We start from the raw sequence: 21,272 nt of genomic DNA, 5'->3' as shown, positions 1-21,272 counted from the left end.
CCGAGATGCGGCGGCGCGAGTCGAACGGTCACACCCACTCGATGGCGCCGTCCAGATCGAGGGGCACGTCGCCGTGGCGATAGCCCTCGCAGCGGCCGTCGGGGCGGTAGCGGAAGACGACGGTGGGCCGGTAGCCGACGGAGGGGCGCTCGGCGCGGATGGGGTTCCACTCGTCGTCGCGGAAGGAGGTGCAGTCGACGAGGAGGACGGCGTCGTCGTGGATGGCGAGCTGGTCGCGGGTCTTGGAGTCGACGGTGCGCCGCAGCGCGGCGATGGCGGTGCCGGCGGGGCGGTTCCGCGGGGCCATCGGGCGGGTGACCTCGACGAGTCGCTCGCCGCCCGGCGTCTCGACGGCGAAATCGAGCGCGTGGCCCGAGTCCTGTTCGGACTCGGGGACGAACGGGATCGCGGCGTCGGCGAGCAGCTTGGCGGCGTCGAACTCGCCCATGGTGGCCCGCATGCGGGCGAACTCGTCGCGCTCGCTGGTGCCGAGCTTGGCGGCCATGGTGTAGCGGTGGTCGTCGAGGACGCCGGTCTTGAGCAGGCGCTCGTAGAACGCCAGGCCCTCCTCGCGGGTGGCGTCGGGGAAACCCGCGGCGTCGCGGTCGAAGAAGGCGCGGGTGGTCTCCCGGCCGTCCTTCGAAAACAGCACGGGGAGGAAGAACCAGGCGAGGTACTCGTAGGCAGCGAGCCAGGGGGCCTGTCGCTGGAGGTCGTATGTGAGCTCGCGCTGGGCCCAGCGGGCCACCTCGAAGGGCGCCTCGTCGAAGGTCTCCTTGTCGGTGCGCCACAGCGTCTCGGGCGTCTCGGTGTTGCCCAGCCAGTAGGCGCCGTCGTCGTTCCAGGCGAACAGGGCCAGGTCGCCGTTGTCCATCTCGATCCGACGGGCGTGATACTCGCGAGGTCCGTCGATCTTCGGCGTCGTCAGTCGGGCGCCGAAGCGGTCGTCGAGCGGGGCGAGCAGGTCCCGCCTGACCCTGTCCTCGTCCCAGCGCCCGGTCGACCGCCGAAAGCGAACCGGTCCGGCCATATCGAAAGGGAGGCGGCCAGTGGTATACACTGTTCGGACTCGCCGCCCGTTCGGCCGCCGGCGCCGCGGACCGAAATCGACCGCACCGGCCGGAGCGACGCCGCTCGACGTAGAATCGCACCGACCGTTACATTGATAGGTGGTAACTCACAAGTATGGGTGTGAGACACAATGTCGATGGGTGCATTCGACGAAGTTGAGTACGAACGCCGGGAACGCAAGAACAGCGAGGTCGAGGTGAGCGACGACGACCGGCGGACGGAGTACCGCGGCGAGGTGGAGTACGACAGCGACGAGTCGACGGAGGAGCTGCTCGACCAGTTCAAGGCGATAAATTCGTAATCGGGTCGGTCCCTTCTGTCCGACTGTAGAGGACGACCAGTGACAGCGTCGTGACGGTCGCGACCGCGAGGACGTGGCCGACGACGGCCGCCAGCAGAACGGTGTGGTCAACCAGGAACGGGACCAGCAGCAACTGGAGGAGGCCGAAGCCCATCGTCTCCAGGTCGGCACGGGCCAGCGCGCGGGTCTGCTCGGGGGAAAAGCGGAAGCGGGCCGACCGCCACAGCGCGGCGACGCTGGCCCACCAGCCGGTGCCGATGCGGTAACACACGTCCCAGAGGATCAGGAGGGTGAGGTACGTCGCCGGAAGCGGCGGTTCGGGCCCGAGCAGACTCGTCGCGAGCGGGCGGGCCGAGCGCGGGTCGACGACGAACAGGTAGGTTAGCAGGGCGACGAACGCCAGGACGCCGAGGACGACCTCGATGCTGGAGCCGAACAGCAGCCGGCGGTAGGGCTCGGGCGGGTCGGCCCGTCGGACGTGTTTGCTGATCCGGAGCATCTCGACGCTGCCGGCGGTGGCGACGACGACCGCGGCGGTCCCGGCGACGGCGCCGTCCGCGAGGCCGTAGTACCACGCCAGGATCAGTACTCCGACCTCGAACAGCGAGAACTGGATCGCCAGCGCCAGCCGCTCGGAGATGTCGATCCCCGGGAGCGCGCCGAAGATGCTCTCGTACACCCACGTCTCGCCGTACTCCGGGACGAGGCGGTCGGTCGCGGCGTCGTCGGTCGCCCCACCGTCGGGCGCCGGGTCGCCGGCCGTCGCGTCGTCGGACGCCGAACCGGTGCTCATCAGCGCCGCCCTCCGCGCTCGCCGGCCGTCGGGTTCCCGCCGGGAGCGGGGCTGGGCGTCCCCGCGTCGGGCGCGAGCGCCTTCCGGACGGCGTCGTCGAACGTCGTCAGCTCGACGGGGACGTGGTCGCGGATGGCGTCGTCGGTGACGACCACCGGGTTCTTCAGCCCGAGGACGAGCGGGCGCGCCACGGCGGTCGGCACGTCGGTCACCAGCCCGATCCAGTACGAGGACAGTTTCGGCGTGAGGACGGGCACCGAGAGGACCAGCGGCCGGCGCCGGCCCATCGCCTCGGCGGTCCGGGCGAGCATCTCGCGGTAGGTCAACACGTCGGGGCCGCCGATCCCGTAGGTCTCGCCGGCGGTCTCGGGCGCGTCGAGGACGCCGACGAGGTACGCGACCACGTCGTCGACGGCGATGGGCTGGCACTCGTTTCGCACCCACCGCGGGGTGACCATCAGCGGCAGGCGACGGACGAGTTGGCGGACCATCCGGAAGCTGGCGCTGCCGTCGCCGACGATGACCGCCGCTCGCAGCGTCGTCAGCGCGTAGTCGGCGTCGGCGAGGATCATCTCGACCTCCCGGCGCGAGCGCAGGTGCGGCGAGAGGTCGTCGCCGTCCTCGCCGAGCCCGCCGAGGTAGACGACCCGCTCGACGCCCGCGTCGCTCGCGACCGCGGCGAAGTTGCCTGCCGCGCTGCGGTCGCGCTCCTCGAAGTCGTCGCCCGCCCGCATCGAGTGGACGAGGTAGTAGGCGGCCTCGATCCCCTCGAACGCCGACGCGAGCGTCCCCGGTTCGAGCAGGTCGCCCTGAACCACCTCGACGCCCGGCGGCGGGTCGTAGGCCGACGGGTCACGGACCAGCGCCCGCACCTCGTGGCCGGCGCTGGTCAGCGCGGGGACGAGCCGCCCCCCGACGAACCCCGTCGCTCCCGTGACGAGCACGTGCATACCCGTTCCACGAACCGTATCCCCTTAACACCCGAGACCGCTGGGGCGGCGAGTTGCCCGACGCGCCGCGGCCGGGACGGCGCGCCGACCGAGACGCGGTCGGACCGATCGGTCGTCGACCGCGCGTCACCGATCCGGCCGGTCGTCCCACCCGGGCGTCGGCGGCGCGCCGCGGTCGCCCTCGACGGTCGCGGCGACCCCGGGGTCGGGGGGCTCCCCGTCGGCCCGGTCGGTCCACTCCGCGACGGCGCCGCCGACCCAGGAGTCGGCCTCGAGCGCCCGCTCGCGCGCTCGCTCGCAGCGCTCGTCGCTGACGGTGAGCGTCCCCGGGGCCGATGCGGCGGCGACGGCGACGAACTCCGCGTGGTCGGCCCGCGTCGCCTCGCCCGCCGCGAGCCGTTCGACCGCGCCCTCGATCCGGTCGACGTCGGGGTGAGCGAACACGCGCGCGCCCACCGCCCCCGGACCCAGAACCGGGTCGGCGTCCTCGGGCGGGTCGTCGTCGACCAGTCGCTCGCCGCCGTGGGCGCGCTCGACGCGTTCGCACTCCGTCTCGGCGTCGAGTGCGAGGTTGTCCCCCGGATAGGTCGAGCACGTCTCGGGGTAGACGCCGCTGTCGTGGATGCGACACTGGAGCGTCACCGGGTCGAGGAAGGCGCACGTCGGGAGCCAGCGGGACTCGGCGCCGAAGGGCGCGACGGGTTTGGGGACCTTCCGCAGGCCGACGAGGAAGGCGGGGCGGCCGCCGAGGGCGGCGACCTCGACGCCGCCGACGGCGACGCTCGGGCCGTCGTCGATGCGGAACAGGCGGGCGACCAGCGCGCTCGCGAGACCCTCGGCGAGGAACGCCCGCACCTCGTCGCTCGACACTGGCGCGAGGTTGTCGATATCGTCGAGCGGCCGGTATCGCCCGCGGCGCTCGTGGCCGTGGTCGGCGTCGTCGGGCGCCAACGCCCGCCAGTCGAGACAGCACCCGGCACACCCCTCGCAGTTCACCTCCATGGTCGCGCTTGGGCGCCGACGGCCAAAAGACCGCGCCCGAACCGGCCGCGGGGTCCGAGCCGTGGGAGGTCGTCCTCGCGGAGACTCCGTACCGAGCGTCGAACGCCGCGCCACCGAAGGCTGAAGGCGCGAGCGGGCCGACGGGCGAACATGGGCAAGCGACTGTTCGTCGCCGTCGACCTCGACGGGCTCGCCGACGAGGTGGCGGCCGTCCAGAAGCGGTTCGCGGGGGCGTCGGGGCTGAACTTCGTCGACCCCGAGGGGGCTCACGTCACGCTGAAGTTTCTCGGCGACACCGACCCCGGGCGGGTCGACGCGCTCGTCGACGAACTCGCCGCGGCGGTCGACGACGCCGGCGTCGACCCCTTCGAGTACGAGTTCGGCGGCCTGGGCGTCTTCCCGACTCTCGACTACATCAGCGTGGTCTGGGTCGGGACGCGTTCGGGGGGCGAAGAGCTGACGCGCCTGCACGAGGGCGTCGAGGCGCGGACGACGGCGATGGGGTTCGACGCCGAAGACCACGAGTTCACGCCCCACGTCACGATAGCCCGGATGGACCACGCCGGCGGGAAAGAGCTGGTCCGGGAGACGGTCCGCGAGGGCCACCCCGACGCGGGACGGCTCGCGGTCGAGGAGGTCCGGCTGAAAGAGAGCGTGCTGGGGCCCGACGGGCCGACGTACGACACCGTCGAGCGGTTCCCGCTGTAGCGGTCGCCGTCGGCCGCGATAGCCGTTCAGAGCGCGGGGAGGCCGCCGGGGCGGACGCGCGCGGCGACGTACCCCCCGCCGTCGGCGGCGGGCGAGAGCTCCATCCGGACGGTCGAACCGGGCGCCTTTCCGTCGAGTCGCCCCGCGACGAGCCCGTCCAGACAGCCGACGACCGTCCGTTCGTCCCCCTCCGGCGTCTCGACGGTCATCCGGCCGGTCGCACCCATCGGGTCGACGACCTTGTGGGGCCGTGCCCCCGTCTCCCCCGCTTCCCCCGCATCCGCGTCCGCCTTCACGTCGGTCGTGCGCGCCTCGGTCGTTGACATACTGTTTTATTCAGCGAAGCAGTATTTATACTTCACCGCATAGGAGTCCGGATGTTCATAGTGTGTATAAGGTGCATTAATTACGATGTCACACACCGGGACCGACGGCGTCGCGCCGCCGGTCGGGATCGGTAGTCTGCGGGAGTCGTCCGCTTTAGGTCTCCCAAAAATAGTAAGATTCGTGATAACTATTAAGGACGCGGTCGGCGTAGGTTCGGGCAGGGATGGTCGAGTTCTGGAACCTCGGGCTGGTGTTTTTCGCGGGATTGCTGACGGCGCTGGCGACCGGGCTGGGCGCGCTCCCCTTCTTCCTGGTCGACGAAATCTCCGACCGGTGGAACGTGGTGCTGTGGGGGCTCGCCTCGGGCATCATGGTCGCGGCGTCGCTGTTCGGCCTGATCCGCGAGGGGGTCGCGGTCGTCGAGGGCGGGGTCGTCGACGCCGCAGTCGCCATCGGCCCGGGCGTGGTCGCGGGCGTGGCGCTGGTCGTCGTCGGCCACGAGGTGCTGGCGGACGCGGAGTTCGACGCCCGAGAGTACGAGGAGGCGGACTTCCGGAAGCTCGTGCTCATCCTCGGGATCCTGACCGTCCACAGCTTCCCGGAGGGCGTCGCGGTCGGCGTCTCCTTCGCCGAGCTGGGGATCGACGACCCGAGCCTGGCGACGGTGACGCTCGGGAGCCTGACGCTACCGGTCCTGGCGGTGTTCATGACCGTCGCCATCTCGATCCACAACGTCCCCGAGGGCGTGGCCATCTCGATCCCGCTGCGGTCGATGGGCGTCAGCGAGTGGCGGATGGTCTGGTGGGCGGTGTTCTCCAGCCTGCCCCAGCCGTTGGGCGCCGTGGTCGCCTACTACTTCGTGACGCTGGCCGAGCGCTTCCTTCCCTTCGGCTTCGGGTTCGCCGCGGGCGCGATGGTGTACCTCGTCGCGACGGAGTTCGTCCCCGAGGCCCTGGAGCGCGGCTCGGACCTGCCCGGCGGGGGCCGCCGGGAACTGGTCGGCGGGATCACCGCCGGCGTGCTCGTGATGGTCCCGCTCGCGTTCGCGTGAGCGTGGTCGCCCGGCGGCCTCGGACGGGACCGACCGCTCGTCAGATCAGCTTCCGGCGAGTGACCGTCAGGTCCACGAACACGTCGAGCGGCGACGGCTGCTCCGATCTCGGCTGGTTCTCGCCGCGATACCCCGAGTGGTCGACGACGAAGTAGTACGGGCCGGAGTCGTCGATCGGCTGTCGCGCCCCGCCGTCGTGGGTCTCGGCGACGTAGGTGTCCTCGGCTACTTCCTCGGCGGACGCGCTCACGTCACCGTCACCGTTCGGCGTCAGCGCCGGCTCGTCCCCGTCCGTGTAGGTGTCGTAGAACATGAACGACTCCTCGCTCGCGAAGAAGTACACGTCGAACGGCCGGTCGGCCTTCGCCCGGTAGCGGATCGCGCCGCCCGGGTCCGACACGTCCGGGAGCTCTTCGATCCACCCCTGACCGGGGCGGACCGAGACCGACCGCTGGACGGTCGCCACCACCTCGCTACTGCCGACACAGCCGGCCGTACCGCCCGCCACCGCGACCGCGGCCGCGGCCGTAGACAGCAGCGTTCGCCGATGCATACGTACGTGACACGAATAGTAGTATAAAGAGACTCGGACCGGAGAATCACACCTGATAGCCGACGGTTCGCGGCTCTCCGGGGCGCGACTCGGGCGTCCGACGACCGGGAGAACCGCCCGAGGCGACCGGGCGAGGACGGCGGCGTGGTCGGGCGGTGAGCGGTCGCGGGCAAAGGAACAGGAATTTAAGCGCCGGGGCGGAAGGGGGTGACACTATGGGTAAGAAGTCGAAATCCAAGAAGAAGCGCCTGGGGAAACTCGAGCGCCAGAACACGCGGGTCCCGCCGTGGGTCATGCTCAAGACGGACCGCAACGTCGAACGCAACCCGAAGCGGCGCCACTGGCGCCGTAGCGACACGGACGAATGAGCGCCGGTGACTTCGAGGAGCGGGTCGTGACCGTCCCGCTCCGCGACGTGAAGGCCGCGCCCAACGAGGAGCAGGCCGACAAGGCCATGTCCATCGTCCGCGAGCACCTCGCCAAGCACTTCGCCATCGACGGCGACGCCATCCGCCTCGACCCCTCGATCAACGAGGCGGTCTGGGCCAACGGCCGCTCGAACCCGCCGCGAAAGCTCCGCGTCCGTGCGGCCCGCTTCGAGGAAGAGGGCGAGCACGTCGTCGAAGCCGAGACCGCAGAGTAGACTTGCTCCGCGCGGCCTTCTCCGGTTCGGCGTACGTCGGTGTCTTCGCACGCGCGACCGACGACTGTCTGCTCGTCCGCCCCGACGTGGACGAAGACCTCCGAGAGGAGCTCGCCGACGAGCTCGCGGTCCCGGCGGTCCCGACGACCGTCGGCGGCTCGGGCACCGTCGGTGCGCTGGCGACCGGCAACGGCAACGGGCTGCTCGTCAGCAGCCGCGTCCGCGACCGCGAGCGCGAGGCGATCGCCGAGGCGACCGGTCTCCGGGTCTCCGAACTCCCCGGCCGGATCAACGCCGCCGGCAACGTCGTCCTCGCCAACGACAGCGGCGCCTACGTCCACCCCGACCTCTCCGAGACGGCCGTCGACGCCGTCGCGGACGCCCTCGACGTCCCGGTCGAGCAGGGCGTCCTCGCCGGGTCGCGAACCGTCGGCACCGCCGCCGTCGCGACGAACGACGGCGTGCTCTGTCACCCCGACGCGACCGACGCGGAACTGGACTTCCTGGAGGACCTGCTGGACGTGCCCGCCGACATCGGCACCGTCAACTACGGCGCCCCGCTGGTCGGCTCGGGCCTGGTGGCCAACGACCACGGCTACGTCGTCGGCCAGGACACCACCGGTCCGGAACTGGGCCGCATCGAGTCGGCGCTGGGCTACATCGACTGACCCGCGCCGGTCAGACGACCTCCTGCGGGACCCGCGCGGCGTTGTCGCCGAGCACGTCTAGCATCGGTTCGATCTCCCCGAACCGTGGCCCGCGACTGACGGTTTCGGCGTCACGATTCCACTCGATCAGGTTCGCGGCCGCCAGTTTCGGCAGGTCGGCGTGGTACAGCCGAACCGTCTGCCGTCGCGATCGGTCGTGGTCGCGGCCCCCGTTGGCCGATGGTCGCGCCGCGTCCCCCCGCATCTGGACGGCGTCGGGCACGCTCACCGGTTCCTCCTCGCACAGCAACAGTAACACCCGTCGTCGCCGGTCGCTGGCCAGCAACCCGAACATCTTCGAAGCCCCCATCATGCGCGACGGTTCGTGACGGTCGTACATAACTGTTACCTCGTCGTCACGATCGGCGGACCGCGGGCGAGCGCGACCGGTTCGAGCCGCCGCACCCGGGACTCGACGAACGCGGTGACGGCGGCGAGAGTTCGTTGCGGAAGGTACTTCCCGCTCGCTCTCCCAGCGGGACACATGAGTGAGTTCACAGTCACCGGGCAGTGGAGTGCCCGCGACGGCTGGCAGCCCTTCGAGAAGGAGATCGAAGCGGTAAACGAGAACGTCGCGCGCGAGCACGTCCTCGCCGAGTTCGGCTCGAAGCACGGACTCAATCGCACGCAGGTCGAGATCGAGGGGGTCGACGCATGAGCCTCGGTGGTGGCGGTGGCGGCGGCGGTCAGCAGCAACTCCAGCAGATCGCCCAGGAGATCGAGCAGATCGAGGAGCAGATCGAGGCCATGGAGGACGAGATCACCGGGCTCCAGGACGAGAAACAGGAGATGAACGAGGCCATGGAGGCCATCGGGGCCATCGAGTCCGGCGACACCGTGCAGGTGCCGCTGGGCGGCGACGCGTTCCTCCGCGCGGAGATCCAGAACATCGACGAGGTCATCGTCGAGTTCGGCGCCGGCTACGCCGCCGAGCAGGAGCAGGACGACGCCGTCGACATCCTCGAGAACAAGCAGGACACGCTCGACGAGCGCATCGAGGAGATCCGCTCGGACATCGCCGAGCTGGAGACCGAGAGCGAGGAGCTCGAACAGCAGGCCCAGCAGATGCAGCAACAGCAGATGCAGCAGATGCAGCAGATGCAGCAGCAGGACGACGAGTAAGGCCCGATGTTCGACGGACTGAAAGAGAAGCTCGGCCGCTTCAGCGACGACGTCGAGGAGGACGTCGACGACGAGGCGGTCGACGAGGAAGCGGTCGACGGAGACGCCGAGGGGGCCGAGCCCGACGAGGCCGAGGCCAGCGACGCGTCCGCGGTGACCGAAGCGGAGACGACCGGCGAGTCCGACGCCGAAGACGGGGTCGACACGCCGGCGGCCGACGCCGAAGCGGAAGACGCGACCGACGCCGGCGACGAGCCCGACACGGCGGAGTCGGCGGGCGCCGAGGTCGAGGACGCCGAGACCGAGGCGGAAGCCGACGACGGTCGGAGCCTCGGCGAGCGGGCGAAGCTGTTCGCGACCGGCAAGACGGTCATCGACGAGGACGACCTGCAGGACCACCTCGACGACCTCGAACTCGCCTTGCTCCAGAGCGACGTGGAGATGGGCGTCGCCCAGGAGATCCTCGACGGCGTCGAGGAGAACCTCGTCGGCGACACGCGCCGACGGCTGTCTTCGACCGGCAACCTCGTCCGCGACGCGCTCCGCGAGGCGCTGTACGACGTGATCAGCGTCGGCCAGTTCGACTTCGACGAGCGGGTGGCCGAGGGCGACGCGCCGGTCGTCATCATCTTCACCGGCGTCAACGGCGTCGGGAAGACGACGACCATCGCCAAGCTCTCGCGGTACTTCGAACAGCGGGGCCTATCGGCGGTACTGGCCAACGGCGACACCTACCGCGCCGGCGCCAACGAGCAGCTCCAGCAACACGCCGAGGCGCTGGACAAGCGCGTCATCTCCCACGAACAGGGCTCGGACCCCGCCGCGGTCATCTACGACGCCGTCGAGTACGCGAAGGCCAACGACGTGGACGTGGTGCTGGGCGACACGGCCGGTCGCCTGCACACCTCCGACGGCCTGATGGACCAGCTCTCGAAGATCGACCGGGTCATCGACCCGGACATGACGCTGTTCGTCGACGAGGCCGTCGCGGGCCAGGACGCCGTCAACCGCGCCCGCGAGTTCGACGACGCCGCGGAGATCGACGGCGCGGTGCTGACGAAGGCCGACGCCGACCCGCAGGGCGGCGCGGCCATCTCCATCGCCCACGTCACGGGCAAGCCGATCCTCTTTCTCGGCACCGGGCAGGACTACGGCGACCTCGAACCGTTCGATCCCGAGGACATCGTCGACCGACTCCTCGGCGAGGAGTAACCGCTCCTTAGTTCGCCACGGCGACGCGTCCCTCGCCGTCGACGACCATCCGCTCGACAGTGACCGCCCCCGCGACGGACCCAAGCGCGTCGTCCAGTAGGGACGCCGCCGCCGGCACCCGCAACTCCCCGATGACACTCATGGAACCAGTTCGCACCGCCGGAGAATAAACGCCCGGCCTACTCGTCGCGCTCGTCGGAGAGGTGTTCCCACACCTCGGCGCAGCCGCATCCGTCTTCGACGCCGTCGAGGTGCGAGGTGTCGACCTCGCGTTCGTCCTCCGATTCGACCTGCTCTTCTTCGACCGCCTGCACGTTCTGTGAGTCGCTCATTCGGTTGATCGTTTACAGGGCTCCCTCCCATATAAGAACGCACCTCCACGCACCCTTCGCCGTCGCTGCCGGGAATAGGCAACATGATCCGATTCCATCGATCGGCGCTCCCCGAAGAAGCCCGGGAGTACGCCGTGATACCGGACCGAACCGGGCAGATCGGACACATGACACGGCTGCGGGCCGACCGATCGGGTACCGACCCCGGCCGGACGGCCGCTGGACGCGAAACGGTGGTGTCTCCGCCGCCGCAGAACGTCACCGGTAGCGGCAATCGAAGCGGGGTTTCACGCAGTCGTGGCAGCGCTGACCGAGAGGGTGGGATACAGGGGCGTGGGTAGTGAGAACTAGTAGCACACGCGACCGTCGCGTGAGAGAGACCATGCACACCAGGGATACACGCACTCGCGGAACGTCGAGGGAGACGGCGGCGAACGGCAGCACGACGGGCACTGACGAGCACACGCGAGCCACCGGGGGGTGGCTCGCGTGAACACGGTCGAGGAGTGGAAACAGGAGAAACACCCGCTGGACGTGGTCGAGGACGTGAAGTCGTACGCCGCAGAGGGGCTGTCGTTCGAAGAGATCGAGGCGCGCGCGGGCGACGGCGAGTGGGAGCGGTTGAAGTGGGCCGGGATGTATGCTCACGGGCGGCAGGACGGCTACTTCATGATGCGGACCAAGGTCCCCGGCGGGTATCTCACGCCCGAACAGGCCGAGGTGATCGGCGAGGTGGCCGAGACGTACGCCACCGCGCCTGCGGAGTACGGCGGCGAGGACCAGAACTCGGTCTGGGGCGACGCCTTCCTCGACCTCACGACCCGTCAGGACATCCAGATGCACTGGATCGAGGTCGAGGACGTGCCCGAGGTCTGGGCGAGATACGACGAGGTCGGCCTGACGACGATCCAGGGCTGTGGCGACTCCGCCCGGAACGTCCTCGGTTGTCCGGCCGCCGGGCTGGACGGTCACGAGTGTTTCGACGCCCAGCCCGTCATCGACGCCGTCTCCGAGTTCTTCACGGAGAACCGGGAGTACGCCAACCTCCCGCGGAAGTTCAAGATGACCGTCACCGGCTGCGCGCGCGACTGCGGCCAGTCGCAGATCAACGACGTGGGGTTGACGCCCGCGCGCAAGGAAGTCGGGGGCTCCGGCGAAGCCGGAGGCTCGTCGGGCTCGTCGGACGGTGGCAAGGAGGTCTACGGCTTCCACTGCAAGGTCGGCGGCGGCCTCTCGGACGGGCCGCGCATGGCGACGGCGATGGACGTGTTCGTCCCGCCGGGCGACGCGGTGGAGTTCTGCCGCGCGATCGCCCAGACGTTCAAGGAACTCGGTGATCGGTCGAATCGCGGCGTCTGCCGGATGCGCTATCTCGTCGAACAGCTCGGTACCGAGGCGTTCGAGCAAGCGGTCCGCCGGCGCTGTGAGGTGGATCTGCCGACAGCCGGGACGGACCTCACCGAGGGGTACACCGGCGACCACGTCGGCGTCCACGACCAGAAAGAAGACGGGCTGAAGTACGTCGGCTTCAACGTCGTCGCCGGCCGGATGGGCGGCGACGAGTTCGCCGAAGCCGCCCGCGCCGCGCGGGAGTACGGCACCGACGAGGCCTCGGTCCGCCTGGCCACCGACCAGAACTTCCTCGTCACCCACGTTCCCGCCGAGAACGTCGGCGACCTGCTGAACGAGCCGTTCGCCCGCAAGTACGAACCGGATCCGGGGCCGTTCACGCGGGGCGCCGTCGGCTGCACCGGCTCGGAGTTCTGCAACTACGGCATCGTCGAGACGAAGAATCGGGTGTATCGGTGGGCCAAAGCCCTCGATCGGCGCATCGACACGCCCGACGACCTCGACGTGGTCCGGATGCACATGTCGGGCTGTTCGGCCTCGTGTGCCCAACCGCAGATCGCCGACATCGGCTTCCGCGGCGAGACGGTCGACGTCGACGACCCCGAGGGCACCACCAACGAGGAGGGCGACAATATCGTCGAAGGCATGGACTTCGGCCTCGGCGGGAGCCTCGGCTCGGACAACGAGTTCCTCGACTGGGTCGAGACCGCGGTACCCGCGAGCGCGGTCATCCCGGCCATCGAGGAGCTGTTCGCGGCCTACGTCGACGAGCGCGAGGCGGGCGAGCGATTCTACGAGTGGACCCGTCGAGTCGGGAACCAGCGGCTCCGGAAGGTCATGCAACGCGCCGACGCGAACGTCTCGGGAGGTGTCGCTCATGGGGACTGACCGGGCCCGCGAGCGCGTGGCGGCCAGCCCGGAGGCCGACCAGGTCGCACCTGCCGACGTGGCGCCCGAACTCGCCGAAACTGGACACGGCCCCGACGGCGACGAGATCGAATTCGACGACTCACGACTGCTGACCGACGGGGGCAGCGACGACCCGGTACCCCGCGTCCCCGACGTGGGCGGGTCCGACGACGGCGACGACTGTGGCTGTGGCAGTTCCTGCGGCTGCGGCGGCCGGTCACGCGGCGATCGCCAGCAAGGGGGCGTCGCCACGGACGGTGGCGCGACGCCCGCGAACGTCGACGAGCACGGTAAGCTCCGTGATGTCGAGTTCACCGAACCCGCGGAGGGCGCGAGCCAGGACGTGTACGACACGCCCGCCGACCGGCGCGTCCAGCGGCCCGGCGAGGAGGAGCTGGAACTGGACACGCCCTCCTACGAGATCCGCTCGCGGATGAACGACATCGAGACGCCCGACGACAAGACGTGGTTCATGGAACTCGACGAGGCCGTCGTCGACGACGGCCGCTGTATCCAGTGTGGCACCTGCGTCGCCGCCTGCCCCTCCGACTCCATCGGCATCGGCGACGACGGTCTGCCCGAACTCGTCAAGATGTGTACCGGCTGTTCGCTGTGCTGGGACTTCTGCCCCCGCGGCGGCCTGCGCTACGAGCGCCAGTGGAAGATCACCGGCGGCGACGACAACGTGAAAGGCGCCGGCGACCCCATCACCGAGTTCTCCGCCAAAGTCGAGGACGACTGGCGCGACTCGGCGCAGGACGGCGGGCTCGTCACCTCCGTCCTGTGTCACCTGCTGGAGGCCGGCGAGATCGACGGCGCGCTCATCGCGACCGAGAGCGACGACGACCCGTGGAAGGCCGAGTCCTTCCTCGCGACGACGCCCGCGGAGTGCATCGAGAACGCCGGGAGTTTCTACAACCAGACGATGGCGCTCGGGAACCTCGACCTCGGACAGTGGGACCACAAGATCGAGGGCCCAATCGAGGAGGCGTCGCTGGCGCTCGTCGGCACGCCCTGCGAGATCGAGGGCATCCGTGCCCTGCAGGACTTCGAGTGGGACTACGCCAGCCAGGAGGCGGGCGTCCGCGCGGTCGACTACACGATCGCCCTGATGTGTACGAAGAACTTCAACTACGAGCGCCTGATGGGCGAGCAGATCGTCGCACAGCGCGGCATCGACCTCGACGACGTGGGCAAGATGGACGTGCTCGACGGGCGGATGATGGTCTACGACCGCGACGGCGACCTCATCGTCGACGAGGACGTCGAGGCGTTCCACGACGCCGCCTTGAAGGGCTGTGACGAGTGTGCGGACTTCACCGGCTACTGCGCCGACCTCACCGTCGGATCGGTGGGGTCCAGCGACGAGTACTCCTCGGTGATCGTCCGGACCGAGCAGGGCCTCGACGCCTGGAACCTGACGAAAGACGACCTAGACTACCACGACCTCGAGGACCGGTCGGCCGTCGGCGGCCTGCAGTCGTGGGACAAGCAGAAGGCCTTCGAGTCGCTGGAACGGCCGTTCGACCCCGACGCGCCCCGGTTCATCGACTACGCCGACCACGCCGAGAACTACGGGACTGAGATGAACCCCCACGACCGCGGGCACTGACACCTACTGTCCGGTCACGTCACCGGTGTCGGCGGGCACGACCGCGAGATCGAACACCCTGAAGTCGTCGTCGAACGCGAACACGTGTTCGACGCCGCGTTGGCGAGCCAGAACTGCTATCGAGTGGTCCACGAACGAAATCCGCTGGTCGTCGAATCGTTCGAACGACTGGCAGACCGCAGCGAACTCGGACTCGTTCGGATGGACTATCGAGACGACCGACGACGACCGGATCCGTTCGAGCGCATCGCTCGCGACCGTCTGAGATGTCTTTCGGAGTAACAGCGTCGCGAGTTCCGAGAGCACGTAACTGGAGGTGACGAGCGGACGATACGGAAGGTCATCAGTCCTGATCCCGTCGAACACCCCCCGTGCCTCCCCGTGGCGAGGGGCGTTTTCTACGAAGTGCGCGTAGAACGCGCTGGTGTCCACGAACAGTGGCGTCGCGGACCGCGGAGTCATTCGTCGGAGACGCCGTAGACGACTTCGTCGATCTCGTCCTCGGAGATCGGTTCCTCCGCCGTCGCCGCCGGTGCGGAGAACAGCGGGTCATCATCGATCGACTGCCCGGGATTGGCGGCGGTGTCCGGCCCGATGACGTGACGAAGCGCGTCACGGACGAGTTCGCTCTTGTTCAGGTAGTGCGGGTGCCGCTCCAGGAATTCCTCGATGTCGTCCTCCATCTCGTCCGGGACCTTGACGTTGAGTGTGCTCATTGTGTTACCAGAGTATTACGCTGAGTTACAAGTAAGCGTTTCGGGCGCGCTCACGCTCTGTTGCCGTGCTGGACAAGACTCATTGGGCGGGCCCGAGTCGGCGAGTACGTGACTGTCGACGAACAGGTGTGGGAGTCGGACGGCGCGGCCGGGTCCGACATCGAAGAGATGATCGCAGCGGTCACGGACGGGTGGACCGTCCGTTCGGCATCCGCGATCGACGACGGCGGCAACGAGACCGTCACGGTGACGGCTGAGACGGCCGACGGACCCCGCGAGTGTGTCCTCAAGGCGACCGACGAGGAGAGCGGCGGCGGGAACCTCGCCGCCGAGGCGAAGCTCCTTCGCTTGCTCGGCGCCGAGACTGCCGTGCCCGTCCCCGAGGTGTACGGCGTCGTTCCCGACCACCCGGACCTGCCGACTCCCCTGTATCTGATGGAACGAGTCGACGGCGACCCGCTCCCCACGGACGCGTCGGCGATCCCCGACGACGAGATGGCTGAGTACGCCCGACAGGTGGGTCGGTCGATCGCCGAGGTCCACGACATCGACGCGTTCGACGGCTACGGCCCGGTCGTCGTCGCCGAGCACGCCGAACCTGGTGACCTGGGCGGGACGCGACCGCTCGCCCGGGAGTACGGGCTGGCGCTCTACGACCCGCGCGATTCCTGGGCGTCACAGCTGTCGGCGACGGCCGAGCGGATGCTGGACGGACTCGCGGACGGCCGGTTCGGCGATCAGGTGCCCGACCTCCGGGCGGCGATCGACCGACGCCAGCGACGACTCGATCTCTCGGGGTCGCCGGCGATCGCCCGGGTCGACCACAATCCCGGGAACCTGGCCGTCGACCGCGAGTCGCGGTCGGTGACGGGCCTGCTCGACTGGGGGCTCGTTCGCACGACCGACCGGGAGTACGACCTCGCCTGTGCCGAGCAGGGCCTCTGCGGGCTGAGCTCGCTCGGTTCGAAGCGACGGGAGTGTATCCGGTCCGAGCTGTACGAGGGGTACCGGGAAGTCCGGGGTCTTCCCGCGGACGAAGCGTTCGACGCGCGCCGGCGCCTCTACGTGCTCATCTTCCACACAGCGAACATGAACTGGGCGTCCGGCTGGATCACGCCCGACATCGCCGAGGAAGTCGAACAGGAATTCCGCGAGTTCGCCGCAGAACTGCTATAAAGCGCCGGTTCGCCGACTCCACACGCTCGAATGCCCGGACGAAGTGAGGGCCCGCCGCCTACATCTCCGAGCGCTTGACCAGCGCGTAGACGAGCAGCGCCGAGAGGACGACGCTGAGATACGCCTCGCTGGCGGCCAGCACCTCCGCGATCCGGCCCTCGGGGCCGAGGAAACCGTAGCCGATGGTCGTGTAGGAAATGTAGCTAAAGCGGGCCACGTCGAACAGCGTCGCCAGCCCCTCCGGGGAGAGCGCCGCCGCGACGGAGAGCTGCCCGGCGGCCGTCCGGAACGGGCCGCCGCCGAACGCGTAGAACGGCACGTACAGCAGCGGCGCGAGGACGAACGCGAAGCCGATCCGGATGGGGCGCATCCCGTGGCCGCAGGTGACGCCGAGGAAGTAGTTCTCGGTCGCGCGGCCGAGGTTCTTGACGCGGGTCCACGTCGCGGCCGAGCCGTCGCGGACGACTTCGAGGTTCTTCGCCCGACTGTACTGCTGGCGCTTGACGCGGAACTCGCCGGCGACCTTCATGTCGCCGACGGCGGCGGCGCTCTGTTTGGCCTTGAGGTAGGTGGTCTCGACGACCTCGGGGGTCATCTCGAGTTCGTAGTCGGGGTCGGCGTCGGGCGGTTCGTGGAACTCGTGGATGGCCCAGGCGTTGCGGTCCAGATACTCGCGGTGACCGCTGAAGTCGAACTCGTGCCCGTCGAACTCGGTGAACTCCGTGCGGCAAAAGCGGAAGAAGTCGAGCAGGCGACGGTGGTCCCCCTCGGCGATGGCGACCAGGTCCACGTCGCCGAGGGAAGCGAGCGTCAGGTCGTAGCGCACCCAGTTCTCGGCGGGTTGGGTGATGCGGCCGGTCACGATCTTCGCGCGGGTGAAGTCCACCCAGGCGTCGCCCTCGACCTGGCTGGCCTCGAAGTCGATGCGCTCGGAGAAGCGGGCGCCGCTGAAGTCGATCTCGCCGCCGAAGGCGGTGTCGACGAAGTTCGCGGAGGTGATCTCGGCGTCGTGGAAGTCGGCGTCGGCGGCGAAGTGTGCGCCCTCGAAGGTCAGGTCGTCCTCGAGGAAGTTCGCGCCACCGGTGAACTCCGCGCCGCGGAACACCGCCCGGGCGGCGAACTCGACGCCCGAGAAGTCGGCGTCCTCGCGGAACCGCGCCTCGTCGAAGTCCGCCTCGGCCGCGAAGCGAGCGCCGACGAACGTCGCGTCGGCGTCGAACTCCGCCTCCTCGAAGTGGGTGACCCCCTCGAAGTCCACCTCGGCGAAGGTGACGAACCGGAAACGGGCGTGGCGGAAGTCGGCGTCGCCGGCGAACGTCGAGCGCGCGAAGGTCACGTCCTCGTCGAGCGCGCGCTCGCGGCCCGAAAAGGTCGCGCCGCGGAAGTCGGCGTCGCCGGCGAACGTCACGTCGGCGAACCCGGTGTCGCCGTCGAAACGCGCCTCGTCGAAGTCGGCGAACCCCTCGAACACCGCCTCGTCGAACTCGGCGTCGCCGTCGAAGCGCGCCTCCTGGAAGTTCGCCTCGCCGGCGAACGTCGCCCGCTCGAAGTGGGTGAAGCCGAACCCGGTCTGCCGGAAGTCCGCGTCGGACTCGAAGGCGGCGCCGGTGAAGCTCGTGTTGTCGTCGAGCAGGTTCGAGTCGCCGTAGAACTCGGCGGCCCGGGCCTCGACGGGCCCCCGGAAGGTCGCGGCGTCGAAGGTCACGTCGTTGGCGAAGGTCGACTCGTCGACGTCGAACCGCCCCTCGAACGTCGCGCCCTCGAACTCCACGTCGCCGGCGAACTCCGTCTCGAACGCCTCGAGCTCGCCGGTGACGGTCGCGCCGTCGGCCAGGATCGCCTCCTCGACGTGGGCCTCGTCGAGGGTCACGTCGCCGACCGTCGCGTCGTCCAGCCGGACCGGCAGGCGGATCGTGGCGAACCTCGCCGACAGCGACTCGATCGTCGCCCCCCGGAGGTCGACCGGGTGGCGGTCCGCTCCCTCGACGGTCAGCCGGTCCAGATCGATGGCGGGCAGCTCGACGCCCCGCAGGTCCTTCGCGTCGGCGTCGCCCTCGCGGACGACCGTCAGGAACGCCTCGCGCACCGTCTCGTCGCCGATCCCCCGCTCGGCTCGCTCGCCCGGAGAGAGACGCAGGACCTCGGTCGCCGGGCCGAGCCCGTCCCCCGCGTCGCCGTCCGCGGCCGCCCCGGGAGCCCCGACCGCACCGCGCCCGTGGCTCCCGTCCCCTCCATCTGTCATACTTTCTCACACGAGAACCGTGGAACATAAATATTGCTGACCGCGGCGAGCCGTTTCCGGCCGACTCAGTCGGTCGGCTGGCCGGTCCGCTCCGCTCGGCGTCGGGCGTCGCCGTCGAGCGTCTCCGCGAGCGTCCCGCCGGGCACCGACTCGAAGGCCGTCCTCGTGTACAGCGCGAGGTCGAACTCGGGGTAGGTGTGATAGGTCTCGTAGCCGTCGGGCGCGAGGTCGATCGTGGTGTAGGCGTCGGGCCCGAACCGATAGGCCACGTCGAAGGCGTCGTCGACCGGGAACGCCGCGAGCGGGCGGCGCTCGACGATCGTCGCGCAGGCCAGCCCGTCGGCCGCGTGGGTGAGACGGCGGCGGGCGTCGCCGTCGACGGCGTCAGCGGTCGGGCGGTCGCCGTTCGGCGGTCGGCCGCCGGTCGCGTCGTCCGTCGTCGGCCCGTCGAGGCGCAGGGTCGTCGCGCCGTCGGCGTCGACGGGATCGCAGGTGGACAGCTCGTGGAACTCGTAGGCGGGGGCGCTGACGTAGTGTGAGCTGCCGACGACGCGGAAGGTGAACTCGGCGCCGAGCAACTCGCGGGTCAGCGAGTCGAACACGCGCACGTCGTCGGTGGGCGGAGCCGTTCCGTGGACGAACTGGAGGGTCTCGGAGGTCATGGGTCGACGATCACGTCGTAGTTGGGGTCGAAGACGCTGTTCGGTTCGACGCCGCGGTAGGCCGGGACCGGCCGCCAGTCCAGCCGCTCGTAGCGGTCGGCGACGGCGTCGAGGTAGTCGCTGCGGGCCCGCGAGACGTTCGGGGTCGGCGTCGGGCCGTCCGACAGCAGGTAGAAGCGCTCGCCGCGCTCTAACTCGTCGTCGCCGTCGGGGTCCTCGTACACCGAGTAGGGGAGATAGCGGTCGAAGCCGGCCTCGCGGACGGTCTCGACGTACGCCTTGTGGTGCTGGGGGAACCAGTACTCCGAGTACGCCCAGGTGGCGACGACCCCGCGGTCCGCGAGGTGTCCCCGGAGCAGCCGGTAGAACTCCGTCGAGTACAGCGACAGGGCGTCGTCGCTGCGGGCGCCCGGCACGTCCAGCAGGATCAGGTCGTAGCGCTTGTCCGAGCCCCGGAGGTAGTTGTACGCGTCGCCGACGGTCGTGTTCAGTCGGTCGTACTCGAAGGCGTCGTCGTTGTAGCGGGCGAACGCCGACTCCTCGCGCGAGTAGTCGAGGAACTCCCCGTCGATGTCGACCTGGTCGACGCTCACGCCGTAGTCGCGCAGGCGGTCGACGGCGATGTAGTCGCCGCCGCCGACGAGCAACACGTCGAACGACGCATTGGCGCCGGGGAGCGCTCCCGAGCGATTCAGAGACGCCGACATCGGCACGTCGACGAGGCCGGCGTGATAGGAGTCGACCCAGCTCTCGCAGAGCTGGATCGCGCTGTCGAGGCGGAGACAGGTCTCCGTGCCGGGGTCGCCGGCCACGTCGCGGCGGTAGGTGGTGATGCGCTGGTAGCGGGTACGCTCGAAGCCGGTGACGGTCACCTCGGCTTTCCCGGGCTGGTACTCGCTCTCGATGCGGTCGCCCATGTACGCGCCGGTGACCGCCCGGTCGACCGCGCCGGCGTTGGCGACCAGCCCACCGTAGGCGCCCGTCAGTAGCAACCCCGCGAGGACGACCCCGCGCCACCGCGCCAGCGAGAACGACCGGTCGGCGCCGCGGGCGGCCGGCGCCCGGGCCGACCACGCCGCGAACGCGAGCGCCGCCAGTCCGTTCAGCAGTCCCAGCACCAGCACGGACACGACGAGGCCGTAGCGGGGGTACAGTACCAGCGCGTAGACGACCGTCCCGGCGAGGCCGCCGAGGTAGTCGACGCCCAGCACCTCCGAGAACGACCGCCCCTCCGCCTCGGAGACCGAGAAGAACACGCCGAGGGCACCTCGGACGATTCTGCGGGGGTAGAGGCCGCCGAGCGCGGCGAACAGCGTCTCCTCGCGGTGCTCGACCAGCTCGTTCAGCAGCGGGATCTCGAACCCCGAGAGCAGGCCGACGACCAGGATCGGCACGTGGGCGAGCCCGAGCGTGAGCGGCTCCTTCAGCGCGAGCCGGCCGACGGTCAGGGTCACGTCGGGGAAGGCGTTCAGGGCGATCATGAACCCCGCGCCGGCGGGCCCGGCCAGTGCGAGGTACACTTCCGTCCGGAGGAAGTTCCCGGCGGGGTCGTCGAGGTGGGCCGAGAGGAAGGATCCGACGCCCATCGAGAACAGGTACAGGCCGATGGTGATCGAGTACCGGAGGACGGTGCCGCCGTAGAACACCGTCAGCAGCTCCGAGTAGACGAGTTCGTAGGCGATCGAGCAGAAGGCGACGACGAAGGTGAGCGCGAGCAGGAGCCGCCGGTCGGTGAGGCGCGGATTCGAGGACGACAGCGGCGGCTCCTCGTCGGCTGAGCGGCTGGGCGGCGGGTCCGCCCCACCGGCGGCGTCGTCGCTGTCGCGGGCCATC

General features: G+C 69.7%; 26 protein-coding genes. 12 read left to right on the top strand and 14 right to left on the bottom strand.

Features of this window, described 5'->3' with window-relative positions; translation table 11 throughout:
- Positions 1–28: 28 nt before the first annotated feature.
- Positions 29–1,030, bottom strand: coding sequence for a DUF5784 family protein (locus tag HZS55_RS07015; RefSeq protein WP_179910989.1), 1,002 nt, complete (start codon positions 1,028–1,030; stop codon positions 29–31).
- A gap of 171 nt (positions 1,031–1,201) precedes the next feature.
- On the opposite strand from HZS55_RS07015, the gene HZS55_RS07010 reads away from it, so the two are divergent.
- A complete protein-coding gene (locus HZS55_RS07010) occupies positions 1,202–1,372 on the top strand; it encodes a DUF5786 family protein (protein ID WP_246308377.1) in 171 nt (56 codons plus the stop codon).
- Here HZS55_RS07010 and HZS55_RS07005 read toward each other — a convergent pair.
- The 3 genes from HZS55_RS07005 to HZS55_RS06995 all read right to left on the bottom strand — a co-directional run bounded on the left by HZS55_RS07005 (position 1,353) and on the right by HZS55_RS06995 (position 4,117).
- The gene (locus HZS55_RS07005) at positions 1,353–2,165 is read right to left on the bottom strand and encodes a DUF7530 family protein (protein ID WP_246308376.1); all 813 of its coding nucleotides are present in this window, start codon (positions 2,163–2,165) and stop codon (positions 1,353–1,355) included. The genes HZS55_RS07010 and HZS55_RS07005 overlap by 20 nt on opposite strands.
- The gene (locus HZS55_RS07000) at positions 2,165–3,115 is read right to left on the bottom strand and encodes an NAD(P)H-binding protein (RefSeq protein ID WP_179910988.1); all 951 of its coding nucleotides are present in this window, start codon (positions 3,113–3,115) and stop codon (positions 2,165–2,167) included. The genes HZS55_RS07005 and HZS55_RS07000 overlap by 1 nt, the downstream gene beginning before the upstream one ends.
- Before the next feature lie 126 nt (positions 3,116–3,241).
- Positions 3,242–4,117: a YkgJ family cysteine cluster protein gene (locus HZS55_RS06995; protein WP_179910987.1), complete on the bottom strand. Its 876-nt coding sequence runs from the start codon at positions 4,115–4,117 to the stop codon at positions 3,242–3,244.
- Between the two features lie 150 nt (positions 4,118–4,267).
- Here HZS55_RS06995 and thpR point away from each other — a divergent pair, with 150 nt between their 5' ends.
- Positions 4,268–4,825, top strand: a complete 558-nt coding sequence (thpR, locus tag HZS55_RS06990; RefSeq protein WP_179910986.1) for an RNA 2',3'-cyclic phosphodiesterase — start codon at positions 4,268–4,270, stop codon at positions 4,823–4,825.
- Between the two features lie 26 nt (positions 4,826–4,851).
- Here the strand turns inward: thpR and HZS55_RS06985 are convergent, their stop codons facing one another.
- Complete coding sequence (locus HZS55_RS06985; RefSeq protein WP_179910985.1) at positions 4,852–5,151, bottom strand: CehA/McbA family metallohydrolase domain-containing protein; 300 nt, start codon at positions 5,149–5,151, stop codon at positions 4,852–4,854.
- Between the two features lie 224 nt (positions 5,152–5,375).
- Here HZS55_RS06985 and HZS55_RS06980 point away from each other — a divergent pair, with 224 nt between their 5' ends.
- Complete coding sequence (locus HZS55_RS06980) at positions 5,376–6,203, top strand: ZIP family metal transporter (RefSeq protein WP_179910984.1); 828 nt, start codon at positions 5,376–5,378, stop codon at positions 6,201–6,203.
- A 40-nt stretch (positions 6,204–6,243) separates the two neighbouring features.
- On the opposite strand, the gene HZS55_RS06975 is transcribed toward HZS55_RS06980, so the two are convergent.
- Positions 6,244–6,756, bottom strand: coding sequence for a hypothetical protein (locus tag HZS55_RS06975; protein WP_246308375.1), 513 nt, complete (start codon positions 6,754–6,756; stop codon positions 6,244–6,246).
- A 215-nt stretch (positions 6,757–6,971) separates the two neighbouring features.
- On the opposite strand from HZS55_RS06975, the gene HZS55_RS06970 reads away from it, so the two are divergent.
- The 3 genes from HZS55_RS06970 to HZS55_RS06960 are packed head-to-tail and all read left to right on the top strand — an operon-like array spanning position 6,972 to position 8,067.
- A complete protein-coding gene (locus tag HZS55_RS06970) occupies positions 6,972–7,124 on the top strand; it encodes a 50S ribosomal protein L39e (protein WP_006882001.1) in 153 nt (50 codons plus the stop codon).
- Complete coding sequence (locus HZS55_RS06965) at positions 7,121–7,399, top strand: 50S ribosomal protein L31e (RefSeq protein ID WP_179910983.1); 279 nt, start codon at positions 7,121–7,123, stop codon at positions 7,397–7,399. The genes HZS55_RS06970 and HZS55_RS06965 overlap by 4 nt, the downstream gene beginning before the upstream one ends.
- A gap of 2 nt (positions 7,400–7,401) precedes the next feature.
- On the top strand, positions 7,402–8,067 hold the full coding sequence (locus HZS55_RS06960) for a translation initiation factor IF-6 (protein WP_179910982.1): 666 nt from the start codon (positions 7,402–7,404) through the stop codon (positions 8,065–8,067).
- Positions 8,068–8,077: 10 nt separating this feature from the next.
- Here the strand turns inward: HZS55_RS06960 and HZS55_RS06955 are convergent, their stop codons facing one another.
- Positions 8,078–8,419 (bottom strand): DUF7344 domain-containing protein, encoded by a 342-nt coding sequence (locus tag HZS55_RS06955; RefSeq protein WP_179910981.1) that lies wholly within the window; start codon positions 8,417–8,419, stop codon positions 8,078–8,080.
- 171 nt (positions 8,420–8,590) lie between these two features.
- On the opposite strand from HZS55_RS06955, the gene rpl18a reads away from it, so the two are divergent.
- The 3 genes from rpl18a to ftsY are packed head-to-tail and all read left to right on the top strand — an operon-like array spanning position 8,591 to position 10,440.
- Positions 8,591–8,764: a 50S ribosomal protein L18Ae gene (rpl18a, locus tag HZS55_RS06950; protein ID WP_179910980.1), complete on the top strand. Its 174-nt coding sequence runs from the start codon at positions 8,591–8,593 to the stop codon at positions 8,762–8,764.
- Positions 8,761–9,228, top strand: coding sequence for a prefoldin subunit alpha (gene pfdA / locus HZS55_RS06945; RefSeq protein WP_179910979.1), 468 nt, complete (start codon positions 8,761–8,763; stop codon positions 9,226–9,228). Before rpl18a ends, pfdA begins: the two co-directional genes overlap by 4 nt.
- Positions 9,229–9,234: 6 nt before the next feature.
- Entirely contained in the window at positions 9,235–10,440 is a 1,206-nt protein-coding gene (gene ftsY / locus HZS55_RS06940; protein ID WP_179910978.1) for a signal recognition particle-docking protein FtsY, read from the top strand.
- 7 nt (positions 10,441–10,447) lie between these two features.
- On the opposite strand, the gene HZS55_RS22790 is transcribed toward ftsY, so the two are convergent.
- Together HZS55_RS22790 and HZS55_RS06935 are read right to left on the bottom strand one after the other, a co-directional pair.
- Positions 10,448–10,582, bottom strand: coding sequence for a hypothetical protein (locus HZS55_RS22790; protein ID WP_281373026.1), 135 nt, complete (start codon positions 10,580–10,582; stop codon positions 10,448–10,450).
- Positions 10,583–10,619: 37 nt separating this feature from the next.
- Entirely contained in the window at positions 10,620–10,772 is a 153-nt protein-coding gene (locus HZS55_RS06935) for a hypothetical protein (protein WP_006881995.1), read from the bottom strand.
- Between the two features lie 489 nt (positions 10,773–11,261).
- On the opposite strand from HZS55_RS06935, the gene HZS55_RS06930 reads away from it, so the two are divergent.
- Positions 11,262–13,010, top strand: a complete 1,749-nt coding sequence (locus HZS55_RS06930) for a nitrite/sulfite reductase (protein WP_179910977.1) — start codon at positions 11,262–11,264, stop codon at positions 13,008–13,010.
- On the top strand, positions 13,000–14,643 hold the full coding sequence (locus HZS55_RS06925) for a Coenzyme F420 hydrogenase/dehydrogenase, beta subunit C-terminal domain (RefSeq protein WP_179910976.1): 1,644 nt from the start codon (positions 13,000–13,002) through the stop codon (positions 14,641–14,643). Before HZS55_RS06930 ends, HZS55_RS06925 begins: the two co-directional genes overlap by 11 nt.
- A gap of 3 nt (positions 14,644–14,646) precedes the next feature.
- On the opposite strand, the gene HZS55_RS06920 is transcribed toward HZS55_RS06925, so the two are convergent.
- Both HZS55_RS06920 and HZS55_RS06915 read right to left on the bottom strand, forming a co-directional pair.
- The gene (locus HZS55_RS06920) at positions 14,647–15,105 is read right to left on the bottom strand and encodes a type II toxin-antitoxin system VapC family toxin (protein WP_179910975.1); all 459 of its coding nucleotides are present in this window, start codon (positions 15,103–15,105) and stop codon (positions 14,647–14,649) included.
- Positions 15,102–15,359 carry a ribbon-helix-helix domain-containing protein gene (locus HZS55_RS06915; RefSeq protein WP_179910974.1) on the bottom strand — a complete coding sequence of 86 codons (258 nt, stop codon included), beginning with the start codon at positions 15,357–15,359 and terminating at the stop codon, positions 15,102–15,104. Before HZS55_RS06915 ends, HZS55_RS06920 begins: the two co-directional genes overlap by 4 nt.
- Before the next feature lie 108 nt (positions 15,360–15,467).
- Here HZS55_RS06915 and HZS55_RS06910 point away from each other — a divergent pair, with 108 nt between their 5' ends.
- A complete protein-coding gene (locus HZS55_RS06910) occupies positions 15,468–16,535 on the top strand; it encodes a phosphotransferase family protein (RefSeq protein WP_179910973.1) in 1,068 nt (355 codons plus the stop codon).
- Positions 16,536–16,593: 58 nt separating this feature from the next.
- Here HZS55_RS06910 and HZS55_RS06905 read toward each other — a convergent pair whose 3' ends face one another.
- The 3 genes from HZS55_RS06905 to HZS55_RS06895 all read right to left on the bottom strand — a co-directional run bounded on the left by HZS55_RS06905 (position 16,594) and on the right by HZS55_RS06895 (position 21,271).
- Positions 16,594–18,777, bottom strand: a complete 2,184-nt coding sequence (locus HZS55_RS06905; protein WP_179910972.1) for a pentapeptide repeat-containing protein — start codon at positions 18,775–18,777, stop codon at positions 16,594–16,596.
- A 65-nt stretch (positions 18,778–18,842) separates the two neighbouring features.
- Positions 18,843–19,439 carry a hypothetical protein gene (locus HZS55_RS06900; RefSeq protein ID WP_179910971.1) on the bottom strand — a complete coding sequence of 199 codons (597 nt, stop codon included), beginning with the start codon at positions 19,437–19,439 and terminating at the stop codon, positions 18,843–18,845.
- Complete coding sequence (locus HZS55_RS06895) at positions 19,436–21,271, bottom strand: spermidine synthase (RefSeq protein WP_218927285.1); 1,836 nt, start codon at positions 21,269–21,271, stop codon at positions 19,436–19,438. Before HZS55_RS06895 ends, HZS55_RS06900 begins: the two co-directional genes overlap by 4 nt.
- Position 21,272: the final 1 nt, after the last annotated feature.

Source organism: Halosimplex rubrum (genome assembly GCF_013415885.1).
Taxonomy (GTDB): domain Archaea; phylum Halobacteriota; class Halobacteria; order Halobacteriales; family Haloarculaceae; genus Halosimplex; species Halosimplex rubrum.
This window is presented reverse-complemented; position numbering and strand designations above follow the sequence as displayed.